Here is a 13,868-nt window from a genome sequence, read left to right as displayed (position 1 = left end):
TTCGACATTAACCTGAGACATATCCGGCGGCCTTAAAGTAGTTCCAGCATTCTACTGGGTCGTAGAGATCGCAGATTGCTCCGATTGCTTCGAAGACCTGGGTAAAGGACCTGACCCCGATCCGTCGCAAATGGGCTTTCAGTTTAGAGAAGGCCTGCTCGATGGGATTCAGGTCGGGCGAGTACGGTGGCAGGTAAAGGAACCAGCAGCCGTGATTGCGTAAAGCCTGCGTCGCCTCCTTATTCCGGTGGGTTGCCAGGTTGTCGAGAATGACGACAGTGCCGGGGTTGATCTCGGGGACCAGCACTTCGCGGATGTAGGCCGCGAAGGCGGGGCCATCTATCGCTCCCTTGATGACCCAAGGTGCGATCAGCGCGCCTTGGGTCAGGCCCGCGATCAAGGTTTGGGTTCCCCAGCTTCCGAAGGGCGCATCCATCGTCAGGCGCTTACCGCGCTTGGCTCTGCCGCGTAGGCGCGTGAGGTTTGTCTTCACTGCGGTTTCGTCAATAAAGACAACGCGCTCAGGAAAGGTCGCAATGGCTGGCGAGCGGTATCTGAACCAGTCGGCCCGTTGCTGCCTTACCTTGGCGCGGCGGCGCTCGGTTGCGACCAGCGACTTTTTTTGTACGTGAAGCCGAGCCGGGACAGAAGGTTGGCGATGGAGGAGTGATGCACCCGCACACCCTCTGCATCGGCCAGCGCATTACGCAACTCAAAGAGCGTGATGTCAGGGTCTTGTGCGATCAACTCCTCAAAGAATTCCCGATGCGGAGCCAGCTTTCCCTTGCCGCGCGGCGGTCCCTGCCGGGCAGGTTCCGCATGACCCTTCATCCTCACCTGACGCGCCCACCGCGCGCCTGTGGCAGGCGACAGCTTCAACCGCAACGCCGCCGCGCGCCCGCTCAACCCTTCTTCAATGTATCTCTGAAACCGTATCCGAAGCGCAGATGGCAAAGGTGCTGACATGATCCATCCTCCCAAACAGGATGAATCACAGATCAGGTCTCAAGGGAATCCCTCGCGATTCAGGTTCAAGCCGAAACGCTTTAGGGCACCCCAAAACACCCTATGACCTGCGACACGCTGATTTCGTCAGCATCGACCACTCCGGCGGCATGATCAAACCGCTCAATAGCCTTGGGCTGGGCTTGACCGAAGCCAATTTTCCGCTGTTGACCGAAAGCTATCTGGTGATGTGGGAGCTTGTGAAACAGGGCGCTGCCATTGGCATTCTGGATGCCCATACCTGACACCCGCCGACGTCTATCACGGCCGAGGCGCGAAGATCCTAAAGATGAGAGAGGAGATCAAGAAGAAGACAATCCGAAAACGTCGGTTGCAGCACCAAACTGCCGCCGCCTAAACTCAAACAGAAACCGAACCAGAGCCTCCGTTACGAAACGGCCCGCGAAGTCCGAAAAACCCTGACGACAGACATTGTCGAAGCAAGCAACGCGTCTGTCGTCAGCGCCTATGAAGCGCGCATCGACAAGCTCGAACGCGATAAGATCCTTCTTCAAGAAAAGATTGATACCGCCGTGCCCGACAAGGGACGGCTGGAGGAATGTATGGAACTCTCACTGCGTTTCCTATCAAGTCCTTGGAATATTTATAAAAATGGTGATTACGCCATGCGCCAAACTGTGCTCAGATTGGCATTTGCAGAGCCATTAAGGTACGGCTTAAATGGTGTGTATGGAACTCCCGAATTATCATTCCCTTTCAAATATTTAGGGGGAATTTCGGAATCAAAAAGCGGGATGGTGCTGTGAGAGAGGATTGAACTCTCGACCTCACCCTTACCAAGGGTGTGCTCTACCACTGAGCTACCACAGCATCCGACCGGGCGGCTAAATGGCTTGCCCGGGCGCGGCGTGATTAGACGGATACGCGCGCCCGCGCAAGGGGCAAGGCGGGCGAATTTCTCAGTTGATCACGACCGAGTAGCGCACAATGCGATTGTTGTCGCTGTCGGATATCCAGAACCGGCTGCCACGGACCACGACGCCCTCAGGGTCGTCGAATTTATTCGCGCCGATTCCCGGTGATCCGTCGCCGATAACCCCCAGCAGAGTGCCACCCTCGGGGCCGGCGGGGTCGATCAGCAGCACGCGGTGCGCATCCTGATCGGCAACGACCAAATACCCGAAATCCGTCACATCCAGATAGCGCGGCCCGACGAAGCCATATTTCGCCGCATCCAGATCCTGCAGCCGTTCCAGTGTCGGCGAATACCGTACCAGACGGCGCGCCGCATTGTCGGCTACCCAGATATCGCCGTTCAGATCGACGGCCACGTCATGCGCCCCGAAATGGCCGCCCTGGGCGACCGATGGTTCCTCTCCCGCAGCAAAGGCCGCCAATGCGCCGACCCCGCCGGCCATGGCCAGAATGCGCCCATCGGGGTGGATCGCCGCCCCTTCGGTGCGCGGCGCGGGATACAGCGCGTCAGGCGGGCCGTTCAGGCCGGTCACATCGTCGAACACGGCGACAACGCTTGTCCCGGTGACGGCGATGGCGACCCGGCCGTCAGGACCGAAAGCAATGTCGTGGATGCCGGGAAAGGCACCCTCGCCCAGAACCTCGACCAGTTCCAGCGTTTCGGGATCGAACACGGCGACCCGGCTGGCGAATTTATCGGCCACGTAAAGCCGCCCGTCCGGGCCGAAGGCCAGGTCGTGCGGGTCGTTCAGAACCGCCTCACTTGCCAGATCGAATGCGGCGAAGGGCGGCGCTTCCTGCGCGGCGGCAGGCAGGGCAAGAAGGCAGAACAGGGCGATGCGCAACATGGATGAACTCCGAAGCAGTGTCGCGCGAGGATAGCGTAATCGCGGCGCAGGCCAAAACACGTTGTCGGCAGGCGCTTGGCGGGGCGACTATATGCGCCCGGAATCAAGCCCGAAGGGCGCCGGGTGAGCGCCTGTCTGCCCCCCCGGGCAGGCGCTTCTGCGACGTTGCGATCACCACCGGGGTCAGAGTTAACGCGGCACCATAAAGTGCCCGCATCCACGTTGCTGCGCCTCCCCGCAGACACGCGCCCGCCCAGCTTGCGCGCCATTGCCCCCCATCAACCAATCTGGACCCGCCGCCCCACCTGCGGTAACAAGCCCGCGATGAATGACCAACCCCGCGCCAAACCGAAGAAACCGGCGAAAGACCGGTCCGCCAAGCTGAAGGCGGCGCTGCGCGAGAATCTGAAACGACGCAAAGCCCAGGCAAGGGCGCGCGACAAGACCGAGGGCAGCTGACATGGATTCGATTCTGGTGCGTGGCGGGCAACCGCTGAACGGTGAAATCCCGATTGCAGGGGCCAAGAACGCCTGTCTGACGCTGATGCCTGCGACCCTGCTCAGCGAAGAACCGCTGACCCTGACGAACGCGCCCCGCCTGTCCGACATCGCCACGATGAGCGATCTTCTGCGATCCCTGGGGGCCGAGGCGACGGCCATGCAGGACGGCAAGGTTCTGGCCCTGTCCAGCCACGCCCTGACCAGCCAACACGCGGATTACGAGATTGTGCGCAAGATGCGCGCCTCGATCCTGGTGCTTGGCCCGTTGTTGGCCCGATTTGGCGAGGCTGAGGTCTCGCTTCCCGGCGGATGCGCGATCGGCGCGCGCCCGGTTGACCTGCATCTGAAAGCGTTGGAGGCGATGGGCGCCAAGCTGGACCTGCGCGATGGCTATGTCCATGCGACGGCCCCGCAGGGGCTGCGCGGTGCGCAGTTCCGCTTTGCCTTCGCGTCGGTCGGGGCCACGGAAAACGCCCTGATGGCGGCAACGCTGGCCAAGGGGACGACCGTATTGGACAATGCCGCGCGCGAGCCCGAGATTGTCGATCTGGCCCGATGCCTGCGCGCGATGGGTGCGCAGATCGAAGGCGAGGGAACATCCACAATCACGATCCAGGGCGTCGACCGCCTGGGCGGTGCGACCCACCGCGTGGTCACCGACCGGATCGAACTTGGCACCTATATGCTGGCCCCCGCGATCACCGGCGGAGAAGTGGAATGCCTGGGCGGGTCGCTGGACCTGGTCGGGGCCTTCGCCGAAAAGCTGAACGACGCGGGGATCGAGGTCACGGAAACCAAACGCGGGCTGAAAGTGGCGCGCAGGAATGGCCGGGTGCGGGCCGTGGACGTCGCGACCGAACCCTTTCCGGGCTTCCCCACCGACCTTCAGGCACAGATGATGGCCCTGATGTGTACTGCCGACGGAACCTCGGTTCTGGAAGAAAACATCTTTGAAAACCGCTTTATGCACGCGCCCGAACTGATGCGCATGGGGGCCGATATCGACGTCCACGGCGGCACCGCGACGGTAACCGGGGTCAAGCGCCTGAAAGGTGCGCCGGTGATGGCGACGGACCTGCGTGCCTCGGTCTCGCTGATCCTTGCCGGACTGGCAGCCGAAGGGGAAACCGTGGTCAGCCGGGTCTATCATCTGGATCGCGGATACGAACATGTTGAAAAGAAACTCTCTGCCTGCGGTGCACAGATCGAACGGATCGCTGCATGAGCGATGCGCGTTTCGAAGACGCGGGCCCGCCACCGCTGCGGCTGAGGGCGTTTGACGCCGATGATCTGCAAGTGATCTCGGCACTGGTTCAGGATGCGGTTTTTCCAGCCTCCGAAATGCGGTTCGACAAGACAAAGCGGCGTTTCGCGATGTTGATCAACCGGTTCCGCTGGGAGGAAAAAACCGACCGCCCCGCCGAGCGCGTGCAATCCGTGCTGAGTGTCGAGGATGTGCAGAACGCCCGCACCCAGGGCCCGGATATGCGCGACACCGATACGGTCCTGTCGCTGCTGGCGCTGGAGTTCGAACCGGGCGCGGATGGCACCGGGCAACTGGTCCTGACGCTGGCGGGTGACGGTGCGGTCGCGCTGGACGTCGAAGCGTTGGAGGTCACCCTGTCGGACGTCACCCGCGCCTATGCCGCCAACACGGGCGCGCGCCCGTCGCACCCGGATTAACGCCGATGGTTCGCCGACTAAGCACTGAAGATGCGGATTTCGAGGGTGAATTCCGCGCCCTGCTGGCCGCCAAACGCGAAGACGCGGTCGATGTGGATGACGCGGTCGCCGCGATCATCGCTGACGTGCGCGACCGCGGCGATGCAGCTGTGTTTGAGTTAACGGAACGCTTCGACAATATCTCGCTAACATCTGATAACGTGGCATTTTCTGAAAGTGAGGTTGAGGCCGCATGCGCGCAGGTCTCGGACGAAGATCGCGCCGCACTGAACCTGGCCGCCGCGCGCATTCGCGCCTATCACGAACGCCAGTTGCCGGAAGACGCAAGCTGGAAGGACGAGGCTGGCGCGCGCCTTGGCTGGCGCTGGACGGCTGTGGATGCGGCGGGCCTGTATGTGCCGGGCGGGCTGGCCACCTACCCCTCGTCGGTATTGATGAACGCGATTCCGGCCCAGGTCGCCGGGGTCAGGCGGCTGGTTATCGCGGTGCCAACACCCAATGGTCAGGTGAACCCGCTGGTCCTGCTGGCGGCGCGGCTGGCCGGGGTCGACACGATCTATCGCATCGGCGGCGCGCAGGCGATTGCCGCGCTGGCCTATGGCACTGAAACGATCCGCCCCGTCGATACGATCACCGGCCCCGGCAACGCTTATGTCGCCGCCGCCAAACGCCGCGTCTTTGGGCGCGTTGGCATCGACATGATCGCTGGCCCGTCCGAGATTTTGGTGATCGCCGACAAGCACAACAACCCGGACTGGATCGCGCTGGATTTGCTCAGCCAGGCCGAACATGATGCAAGCGCTCAATCCATTTTGATAACGAATAACAAACGGTTATCGGGCGAAGCTGGTGGGGCTGTTGAGCACCTTCTGACCACGCTGGAACGCCGCGACATCGCCGCGGCCAGTTGGGCTGACAACGGCGCGATCATCACGGTGCGTGACTGGGGCGAGGCTGCCGCGCTCAGCGACCGGATCGCGCCGGAACACCTGCAACTGTGCGTCGAAGAACCGCGCGCGCTGGCCGCCAACATCCGGCACGCGGGTGCGATCTTCCTGGGCAAATGGACGCCCGAGGCGATTGGCGACTATATCGCCGGTCCGAACCACGTATTGCCCACGGCCCGTTCGGCGCGGTTCTCATCCGGGCTTGGGGTTCTAGACTTCATGAAGCGCACCACAATGACCGAACTGACCCCCGAAGCGATGCGCGTCATCGGACCCGCGGCCGAACGGCTGGCCCGCTCGGAAAGCCTGGAGGCACACGGCCTCAGCGTCGGCGCGCGGCTGGAACGGCTGAACAGGCCCCCGGAATGACGGCACGCCTGTCCCATATCGAGATCGACGATTCCGCGCTGGCCCCGCCTACGCCCGAGATTGAACAGGAACGCAAGGTCGCCGTCTTCGATCTGTTGGAAGACAACAGCTTTGCCCTGCCGCGTGACGATGCACCGGATGGACCTTATCACCTGATCCTTTCAATCAAGGATCGCCGCCTGGTCTTTGATCTGAAACAGGAAAATGAAACACCTGCGGCGGAATTCCACCTGTCGCTGGGTCCGTTCCGGCAGGTCGTGAAAGATTATTTCCAGATCTGCGAAAGCTATTTCGAAGCGGTGAAGACCATGCCGCCCAGCCAGATCGAAACCATCGACATGGCCCGGCGCGGCATCCACAACGAAGGCGCGCGGGTGCTGATGGAGCGGCTGGACGGCAAGGCCGAGGTTGACATCGACACGGCGCGCCGCCTGTTCACCCTGGTCTGCGTGCTGCATTTTGGTGGCTGAGGGCCCTGCAAAACCGGGGCCAACTTCCCTGCCCCAGTCGGTTCTGTTCTGCTGCGACCACAATGCAGTCCGATCCCCAATGGCCGAAGGAATGATGAAGCATTTCTATGGGCAAACAACCTATGTTCAATCCGCCGGTGTCTATAACGACATGGAAATAGACGGATTTTCCGTCGCCGTCTGCGCCGAACTGGGGATCGAGCTTCATCGCCACCGGTCCCGTAGCTTCGATGAAATGCAGGAATGGGGCGATGATCTGGGCGGATTCGAACTGATCGTCGCCCTGTTGCCGGCCAGCCAGCGCCGCGCGCTTGATCTGACGCGGTATTACCACCTCGACGTTGAATACTGGCCGATTCTGGACCCGACCGGCCTGGGCGAGGGCCGCGACCAACAACTCGTCAGCTACCGTCAGGCCCGTGACCAGATCCGCGACCGGATTCTGGCGCGCTTTGGCGCACCAACGACAGACGATGCAGGTTAATCCGCCGTTAACCCCCCGTTTATCCCCCGTCGCCCTGAATTTTGCCGGGGGACTCCGCGACAACCGACACCTCGGCACATCAGATAACCAAAACCCTTGAATTATCAGTCCAAATATTCTTCGGGGCGGGACTGGGGGCCGCCCCCCAGTCATCGCCACAGGCCCGGAACCGGCGGAATTTCGATCCAACGGACTGCAACCGCACCAGCAACGATAACCCCTTGTAAATCACCCGGAACGCCTCCATTTAGGGCCAGCCCACACAGGGCGGATAATGATGGAGAGAACATGGCCAAGGAAGAACTGCTCGAATTTCCCGGCGTCGTGAAGGAACTCCTGCCGAACGCGACATTCCGGGTCGAGCTGGAAAACGGCCATGAGATCATCGCGCACACGGCAGGCAAGATGCGCAAGAACCGCATCCGCGTTCTGGCTGGCGACAAGGTGCAAGTGGAAATGACGCCCTATGATCTGACCAAGGGTCGGATCAACTATCGCTTCAAATAGCGCGTAACCAGTGGTTTTGCGCCGACTAACGCTCGCCTCGGCCAGTCCGCGGCGGCTGGAACTGTTGGCGCAGATCGGTGTGACGCCGGACGCGGTACGCCCGGCGGATATTGACGAAACCCCCGACAAGGCCGAACTGCCCCGCCACTATTGCCTGCGGATGGCGCGCGAAAAGGCGCTGATCGGCGATTGCGCGGCGGATGAGGCGATCCTGGCCGCCGGCACGACAGTCGCCGTCGGACGCCGCATTCTGGGCAAGCCGACGGATCGGGCCGAGGCCGAGGCGTTCCTGCGCCTGTTGTCGGGGCGCCGCCACAAGGTCATCACCGCCGTTGCCCTGCGCACCGCCGACCACCTGGCGTTGAAAGACAGCGTCACAACGCTCAGGTTCAAGCGGCTGGAACCCTCCGAGATCGAAGGCTACCTGAACAGCGGCGACTGGCAGGGCAAGGCCGGCGGCTATGGCATTCAGGGGCCAGCGGGTGCCTTTGTTCCCTGGCTGCAAGGCAGCTTCACCGGCGTCGTCGGATTGCCGGTGCATGAGGCTGCGATCATGCTGCGCACCGCCGGGGTGATCCGATGAAGGGCAGCGTCGTTGCACTTGGCCAGGTCGGCGGGCGCAATCTGGCTGCGCGGATGATCGACGGCCAGCTGGACGATCTGCTGTTTGATCCGGGCGACGACGCGCCGCACGGTATTGGCGCGATTTATCGCGGCATCGCCGAACGCCCGATAAAGGGCCAAGGCGGGCTGACCTTGCGCCTGCCGGACGGGCGCGGCTGGCTGCGCGGCAGCAAGGGCATCGCGCCGGGTCAGGCGCTGTTGGTGCAGGTCAGCGGCCAGGCCGAGGATGGCAAGGCCGTGCCGGTCACCACACGGGTGCTGTTCAAAAGCCGCTTTGCGATTGTCACGCCCGACGCGCCGGGGCTGAATATCTCTCGGGCGATCCGGGACGAGGAAGCGCGCGGTGCGCTGCGCATTCTGGCGGCCGAGGCGATGGAAGGGTCCGACTTCGGGTTGATCGTACGCTCGAATAGCGAAGGTGCCGTTTCGGAAGAGGTTCTGGACGACATCGCCGCGATGCGCGATCTGGCAACGGCTGTGATGGGCGATGCCAGTGGCGATGCGCCCGAATTGCTGGTCGATGCGCCCGATGCACACAGGTTGGCCTGGCGCGACTGGGCGGCACCCGATGTGCTTGCCGATGGCCCGGATGCGTTGGAAGATCATGGTGTTCTGGATGCGATCGAAGGTTTGCGCAGTCCGCGACTGCCCCTGCCCGGTGGCGCGTCAGCGTTTGTGGAGCCGACCCGCGCGCTGGTCGCGGTGGATGTGAATACCGGCAGCGACAGCTCGCTCGCCGCGGGTCTGAAAGCCAACATCGCGCTGGCCCGCGCCCTGCCCCGCGCGCTGCGTTGCCGGGGCCTGGGGGGGCAGATCACGCTGGATCTTGCGCCGATGCCGAAACGCGATCGCGCCGTTTTCGAACAAAGCCTGCGCGCCGCACTGCGCGCCGATCCGGTGGAAACGGCCCTGGCCGGATGGACCCCACTGGGCCATTATGAGCTGCAGCGCAAACGCGAACGCCAACCCGTAACCGACCTGCTGAAAGCCCTGCGATGAGTTGCCCGATCTGCGACAAGGCCCACCACGACACCTACCGCCCGTTCTGCTCGCGCCGCTGCGCTGATGTGGATCTTGGGCGCTGGCTGACAGGCGGTTATGCAGTCCCATCGGACGACCCGGACGACCTCGACGAAGCACAGCGGCAGGCGGCCGGAATGCCCGCCCATAGCCCGCCAAAAACCCATTGAAAAAATGCCCGTCTGGCCACTGGACACCGCCCGGACGCGCGACTAGAACACCGCGACCCGAACGGCCCGCCCGTTCACCCGTGCCCGGGTAGCTCAGGGGTAGAGCAGTGGATTGAAAATCCTCGTGTCGGTGGTTCGATTCCGCCCCCGGGCACCACTTCTATTAAATAAAAACAAAGACTTACGTGCTTTCAGGTGGCTCGTCGTGCTGCGCGTTTTGCTGTGGGTATCATTTGGGTAGCGTTTGGCTGGTTGGTAGTCCGTGCGCCAGGAAAAACTACGAACCACTGTGGACCTGTCGCGGTTTGATGCCGCTCCTTTGATAGCATTTACTGCAACAAAGGAGACTGGCTATGGGACTGAAACGGACGGAGGAATTCCGCCAAGATTCGGTGCGTATTGCGCTGACCAGTGGGCTAGGGTCAGGACCCATTAATCCGACACCGCTGGCGCCAAATCCGCGAAATATCAGTGGTTTGGGACGCGCAGGGAAGTGTGGTTCACTTTTGAAGCGGCCTGAACCGCTGAGATGAAGTGGATTTGACGTCCTTCGGATTTGACGGATTTCCAGCCTGACATCGCTAGAGCGCCGTCCTTGAAATCTGAATCGATGGGATTCCCAGAGGTCTGATTTTGTGATTCACCGAATGTGGAGGTGGATCATGGGGAAATCACTGTCTTTGGACATTCGAGAGCGCGTCGTCGCGCTGGTAGATGAAGGACTTTCCTGCCATGAGGCGGCCCGGCGTTTGCGGATATCGGTCGCGAGCGCGGTGCGGATCATGCAGCGCAAAAGGCGAACCGGCGGCGTGAAAGCTGCGCCTCAAGGACGGCCTCGACGCAGCAAGTTGGACGCGGCGTCCGAGTGGTTGAAATTACGCGTGCAAGCTGAACCGGACATCACCATGCCGGAGCTGGCCGAAGCGTTGAAGCAGGAGCATGACCTAATCGCCACACCGGCGATGCTCTCGCGTCACTTGCTTCATCGCCTTGGGTTCACATATAAAAAAATAGCTGATCGCAACGGAAAGGCTGCGCAAACGGGTTCGCGCCGCGCGATACGAGTGGCGGCGTCGGATGCCGAGGATGCGCCGTGAGCCGCATAGGCTGGTGTTTATCGACGAAACCGCCGTCACCACCAAGATGACACGCCTGCGGGGCCGATCCCTCCGGGGGACTCGGCTTGAGGCGGACGCGCCCTTCGGCCACTGGCGCACGCAAACCTTCATCGCCGGGCTGCGGATGGATGAACTCAGCGCACCCTGGGTTCTGGACGGCCCCATGAACCGCGCCGCCTTCGACATATACATTGAAACCCAATTGGTTCCGACCTTGCAGCCAGGTGACGTCGTGATCGCTGACAACCTGTCGTCCCACAAATCCGCAAAGGCACAGGCCATCCTGAAAGCGCAGGGAAGCTGGCTCCTCTTCCTGCCGCCCTACAGCCCCGACCTGAACCCTATCGAAATGGCATACGCCAAGCTCAAAGCACATCTGCGACGGCTGAAAGCACGTACCTTCGACGCGCTGTTCCAATCCGTCGCACAAACCTGCGACCTCTTTCCACCAGAAGAATGCAGAAACCTCTTCAAGGCTGCCGGATATGTTGCAGATTAAATGGACCATGCTCTAAATCAATGGGTTCGCGGCTGATCTGTCGAGTGTGAGACAAAGTGCGACACTCGCCTTATGATGCTGTCATCTTATCTAACCAAAAAAAGCCAGATGTGGCTTGCGATAAAGGCTTGAGAAACACGGCCCCGCAAAAGTGAAGTTCTACTGGATAGGTGGCAATTTCGGCAGTCGAAATGCCACGCTGGCCAGGTGCGTTTTGTCCAGGCACGATCCAATCGTTCATTCAGACATTTTCCGAAGTATATATTTCAAAGTCGAGCGCTACGCGCTGTGCGCCAGCGTCTGGTCCGGCCTTTTTGCCCGTATCATTGCGTCAATGGTTTGCCGCGCGAAGGATTCCATCGGGTGTGAAATTACCATGGTCAGCGTCCCGTCAATCAAGGCGGAACGTGTTGCATCGAAAAGCTCGTATCCGACAGCCACGAAATCATCGCGCTTTGGTGTGTCACGCAGCGCAGAAATTGCGCCGCTGGTCCCGCCGCCGGAAACGAAAAGACCGCAGAGATCAGGGTGCTCGGTCAGCAGGTTCTCAACCAGATCCCGTGCGGCAGCGGCGGATTCGTATGTTGGCTGTGGCTCAAGAAGCGTGAAGTCACTGTTGTGTTCACGAAAGTACGAACGGAATCCACTCTCGTTCAATTCCTGGTTCCTGTAGCGCGGGTTTCCAAGCAGAACTCCGATCTTCCCGGGCTCACGCACCATCCTGTCAAACGCCCAGGCAGCGGTGCGCCCAACCTTCCAACTGTCGAGGCCTACGAAGCTGACATTGCCGCGCGCTGATAGCGGCGCGATAAGCCCGGCCACAGGAACGCCGTTTCCGATGACCGTGTCGATTGCATCGGCAACCACCGGGTGCTGGGCGGCCACGACGGCGACAGACTCGCACCGCTCGCCCAGGGCGACCAATCGTGCCGCGACCTGCTCGGGCGACAGATCGTCAAGGTATTCCAGCGTCAAATCGACCGTGCCATCGTGACGGCGTCGCGCCTCGCGCTCAAGAAACTCGCCCAGATTGCGGTAAAACGGGCGACCGCCTTGCTGGAGCAGGATGCCAAGATGATGGACCTCTCGCGTTTTGCGCCCCGAGTGCTGGATCGTGCCCAGCGCGTAGAACCCAATCTCTTCCGCAACAGCCTGCACGCGGTCGCGGGTGAGTTGGCGAACAGAGCTGGCGTTGTTCAGAACCCGGTTCACTGTCGAGACTGAGACGCCCGCAGCTTCTGCCAAATCGGGGATCGTCGGGCGCTTCATTGCGCCTCAGTCGTTTCAATTCGTTTCATTTTGCCCGCTTTCTGAGGTGTTTTGGCATGAAAATGCGTGATCGCTTCATGCCATCTTGATTTGTTTTATGTCAATCCGTCAACAGTTGGCGCGACATTGGGGCGGCCCGGCAGGGCGCGCGGCAGCAAAGGGGGGAGGCTGGGCGATGGATGATCTGAAGTTCGGCTTTCGCGACAAGCGCGGTAACTGGTCGCCCGACGCGGTGCTGGACATTGCCCCCTTCTGGTCAGGGCGTTGGTCAAAGATGGGCGCCTTCCTGATCGAATACCTCTGGCCATGGAATGCGTTCCATATGGCGACGGCACTGCTCTACTGGGTTTTCCTGATCCCCGACATTGAGACGATGCAAACCCTTGGCTGGGGCTGGGCGTTGCGGCTGTTCGCAGCCAACGCCATCGGCATCTTCGTGTTATTCGGCGCGGTCGAGTTCTTCTATTACGTCAAGCGCAAGCAGGACACGCGGTTCAAGTACAACGCGAAGTTTCCGTCTGAACATCCATCCGATGTGTTCTGGTTCAAGCGGCAAAACCTCGACAACTTCCTGCGCACCTATCTGTCGTCGATCCCACTGTGGACGCTGTGTCAGGTGCTGGTGCTCTGGGCCTGGGCGAACAGTTGGGGCAACTGGGTGGAGTGGGACACTCACTGGCCCTGGCTGATCTTGGTGACGCTTCTGGTTCCGGCAATTCACGAGGTGCACTTCTTCTTCATTCACCGGCTCATTCATACGCCGTGGCTTTATAAACGGGTGCATTCGGTCCACCACAATTCGATCAATCCCAGCCCGTGGTCGTCGCTGTCCATGCACCCGGTTGAGGGTGCGCTCTATTTCGCCGAGGTATTCTGGCATGTGCTGATCCCTTCCAACCCAGTCGTGATGATGTTCCAGCTGAACAGCACGGGCTTTGGCGCGATCAACGGCCACATCGGGTTCGACAAGCTGGAGATCACGGACGAAGCGGCGCTCGATAGCCACGCCTACGCCCATTATCTGCACCATAAGTATTTCGAGGTGAACTACGGCGCCGAAGGGCTTGTGCCACTCGATAAGTGGTTCGGCTATGGCAAGAACCATAAACCGCGCCACGGCAAGGTTTATCGCAATTTCGCACCTGAACTGGCGCGACTGCAAAACGAACGCATTGCCGCGTTCAGGGAATTCAAAGCCGATGTCGACGCAGGAGGCTATCCTGAACCCGAGCATTGCGTGCCAATCGCCGACGGTGAGTTCAGCGCGTTTTTGGCCAAGGCGCATCCTGATGGCGAAGACCATGGTTGATGAGGGACGTCTGAACCAGACGCACGCGCAAAAGTCGGGATGTCCCGATTGTGTTGAAAAACTCCGTTTTAGGGCCTGAACGATGATTTTTCTTTCCATGCAGCCCGAT

General features: G+C 61.1%; 14 protein-coding genes, 2 tRNA genes and 3 pseudogenes. 15 read left to right on the top strand and 4 right to left on the bottom strand.

The genetic code is table 11. From position 1 onward, the window contains the following. Positions 1-7: 7 nt before the first annotated feature. Positions 8-966, bottom strand: a protein-coding gene (locus tag GKR99_12105; protein NKB28249.1) for an IS630 family transposase whose coding sequence is annotated in 2 segments (ribosomal slippage) — positions 8-622 and positions 625-966 — 957 coding nt in all. Because the reading frame shifts where the segments join, the coding sequence is not laid out codon by codon here. Between the two features lie 80 nt (positions 967-1,046). On the opposite strand from GKR99_12105, the pseudogene GKR99_12100 reads away from it, so the two are divergent. Together GKR99_12100 and GKR99_12095 are read left to right on the top strand one after the other, a co-directional pair. Further along, a pseudogene (locus GKR99_12100) lies at positions 1,047-1,244 on the top strand (LysR family transcriptional regulator). Positions 1,245-1,436: 192 nt separating this feature from the next. Beyond that, a pseudogene (locus tag GKR99_12095) lies at positions 1,437-1,769 on the top strand (resolvase). On the opposite strand, the gene GKR99_12090 reads toward GKR99_12095, so the two are convergent. Beyond that, positions 1,762-1,836: transfer RNA gene (locus GKR99_12090), tRNA-Thr, on the bottom strand. The pseudogene GKR99_12095 and the gene GKR99_12090 overlap by 8 nt on opposite strands. 89 nt (positions 1,837-1,925) lie before the next feature. Then, on the bottom strand, positions 1,926-2,789 hold the full coding sequence (locus tag GKR99_12085) for a hypothetical protein (protein NKB28248.1): 864 nt from the start codon (positions 2,787-2,789) through the stop codon (positions 1,926-1,928). 460 nt (positions 2,790-3,249) lie between these two features. On the opposite strand from GKR99_12085, the gene murA reads away from it, so the two are divergent. The 12 genes from murA (at position 3,250) to GKR99_12025 (ending at position 11,181) form a co-directional block, all read left to right on the top strand. Next, on the top strand, positions 3,250-4,515 hold the full coding sequence (murA, locus tag GKR99_12080; GenBank protein ID NKB28247.1) for a UDP-N-acetylglucosamine 1-carboxyvinyltransferase: 1,266 nt from the start codon (positions 3,250-3,252) through the stop codon (positions 4,513-4,515). Further along, complete coding sequence (locus GKR99_12075; protein NKB28246.1) at positions 4,512-4,973, top strand: DUF2948 family protein; 462 nt, start codon at positions 4,512-4,514, stop codon at positions 4,971-4,973. Before murA ends, GKR99_12075 begins: the two co-directional genes overlap by 4 nt. A gap of 5 nt (positions 4,974-4,978) precedes the next feature. Continuing rightward, a complete protein-coding gene (gene hisD, locus GKR99_12070) occupies positions 4,979-6,289 on the top strand; it encodes a histidinol dehydrogenase (GenBank protein ID NKB28245.1) in 1,311 nt (436 codons plus the stop codon). Further along, the gene (locus tag GKR99_12065) at positions 6,286-6,759 is read left to right on the top strand and encodes a UPF0262 family protein (protein ID NKB28244.1); all 474 of its coding nucleotides are present in this window, start codon (positions 6,286-6,288) and stop codon (positions 6,757-6,759) included. The genes hisD and GKR99_12065 overlap by 4 nt, the downstream gene beginning before the upstream one ends. Positions 6,760-6,838: 79 nt before the next feature. Next, entirely contained in the window at positions 6,839-7,243 is a 405-nt protein-coding gene (locus tag GKR99_12060; protein NKB28243.1) for a low molecular weight phosphatase family protein, read from the top strand. A gap of 288 nt (positions 7,244-7,531) precedes the next feature. Next, positions 7,532-7,750: a translation initiation factor IF-1 gene (gene infA / locus GKR99_12055; GenBank protein ID NKB28242.1), complete on the top strand. Its 219-nt coding sequence runs from the start codon at positions 7,532-7,534 to the stop codon at positions 7,748-7,750. Between the two features lie 10 nt (positions 7,751-7,760). Next, the gene (gene maf / locus GKR99_12050) at positions 7,761-8,333 is read left to right on the top strand and encodes a septum formation protein Maf (GenBank protein NKB28241.1); all 573 of its coding nucleotides are present in this window, start codon (positions 7,761-7,763) and stop codon (positions 8,331-8,333) included. Next, positions 8,330-9,373 carry a ribonuclease G gene (locus GKR99_12045; GenBank protein ID NKB28240.1) on the top strand — a complete coding sequence of 348 codons (1,044 nt, stop codon included), beginning with the start codon at positions 8,330-8,332 and terminating at the stop codon, positions 9,371-9,373. The genes maf and GKR99_12045 overlap by 4 nt, the downstream gene beginning before the upstream one ends. Continuing rightward, positions 9,370-9,564 carry a DNA gyrase inhibitor YacG gene (gene yacG / locus GKR99_12040; protein NKB28239.1) on the top strand — a complete coding sequence of 65 codons (195 nt, stop codon included), beginning with the start codon at positions 9,370-9,372 and terminating at the stop codon, positions 9,562-9,564. Before GKR99_12045 ends, yacG begins: the two co-directional genes overlap by 4 nt. Positions 9,565-9,646: 82 nt before the next feature. Next, a tRNA-Phe gene (locus GKR99_12035) sits at positions 9,647-9,721 on the top strand. A 196-nt stretch (positions 9,722-9,917) separates the two neighbouring features. Next, the gene (locus GKR99_12030) at positions 9,918-10,097 is read left to right on the top strand and encodes a hypothetical protein (protein ID NKB28238.1); all 180 of its coding nucleotides are present in this window, start codon (positions 9,918-9,920) and stop codon (positions 10,095-10,097) included. 129 nt (positions 10,098-10,226) lie between these two features. After that, positions 10,227-11,181 (top strand): IS630 family transposase gene (locus tag GKR99_12025; protein ID NKB28237.1). Its coding sequence is split into 2 segments (ribosomal slippage): positions 10,227-10,577 and positions 10,579-11,181, totalling 954 coding nucleotides; the frame shifts between segments, so codons are not numbered across the junction. A gap of 241 nt (positions 11,182-11,422) precedes the next feature. On the opposite strand, the pseudogene GKR99_12020 reads toward GKR99_12025, so the two are convergent. Beyond that, positions 11,423-12,450 (bottom strand): annotated as a pseudogene (locus GKR99_12020) (substrate-binding domain-containing protein). Between the two features lie 175 nt (positions 12,451-12,625). Here GKR99_12020 and GKR99_12015 point away from each other — a divergent pair. Further along, positions 12,626-13,759, top strand: coding sequence for a sterol desaturase family protein (locus GKR99_12015; protein ID NKB28236.1), 1,134 nt, complete (start codon positions 12,626-12,628; stop codon positions 13,757-13,759). Positions 13,760-13,868: the final 109 nt, after the last annotated feature.

The sequence above is a fragment of the Paracoccaceae bacterium genome (assembly GCA_012103375.1).
GTDB lineage: Bacteria > Pseudomonadota > Alphaproteobacteria > Rhodobacterales > Rhodobacteraceae > WLWX01.
The sequence above is the reverse complement of the archived record's forward strand: the minus strand, read 5'-3'. Positions and strand labels throughout refer to the sequence as shown.

Bases quoted from the DNA above. Each gene is read 5' to 3' on its own strand.
- GKR99_12085 (NKB28248.1), bottom strand. From the start codon at position 2,789: ATGTTGCGCATCGCCCTGTTCTGCCTTCTTGCCCTGCCTGCCGCCGCG.
- murA (NKB28247.1), top strand. From the start codon at position 3,250: ATGGATTCGATTCTGGTGCGTGGCGGGCAACCGCTGAACGGTGAAATC.
- GKR99_12075 (NKB28246.1), top strand. From the start codon at position 4,512: ATGAGCGATGCGCGTTTCGAAGACGCGGGCCCGCCACCGCTGCGGCTG.
- hisD (NKB28245.1), top strand. From the start codon at position 4,979: ATGGTTCGCCGACTAAGCACTGAAGATGCGGATTTCGAGGGTGAATTC.
- GKR99_12065 (NKB28244.1), top strand. From the start codon at position 6,286: ATGACGGCACGCCTGTCCCATATCGAGATCGACGATTCCGCGCTGGCC.
- GKR99_12060 (NKB28243.1), top strand. From the start codon at position 6,839: ATGGCCGAAGGAATGATGAAGCATTTCTATGGGCAAACAACCTATGTT.
- infA (NKB28242.1), top strand. From the start codon at position 7,532: ATGGCCAAGGAAGAACTGCTCGAATTTCCCGGCGTCGTGAAGGAACTC.
- GKR99_12045 (NKB28240.1), top strand. From the start codon at position 8,330: ATGAAGGGCAGCGTCGTTGCACTTGGCCAGGTCGGCGGGCGCAATCTG.
- yacG (NKB28239.1), top strand. From the start codon at position 9,370: ATGAGTTGCCCGATCTGCGACAAGGCCCACCACGACACCTACCGCCCG.
- GKR99_12030 (NKB28238.1), top strand. From the start codon at position 9,918: ATGGGACTGAAACGGACGGAGGAATTCCGCCAAGATTCGGTGCGTATT.
- GKR99_12015 (NKB28236.1), top strand. From the start codon at position 12,626: ATGGATGATCTGAAGTTCGGCTTTCGCGACAAGCGCGGTAACTGGTCG.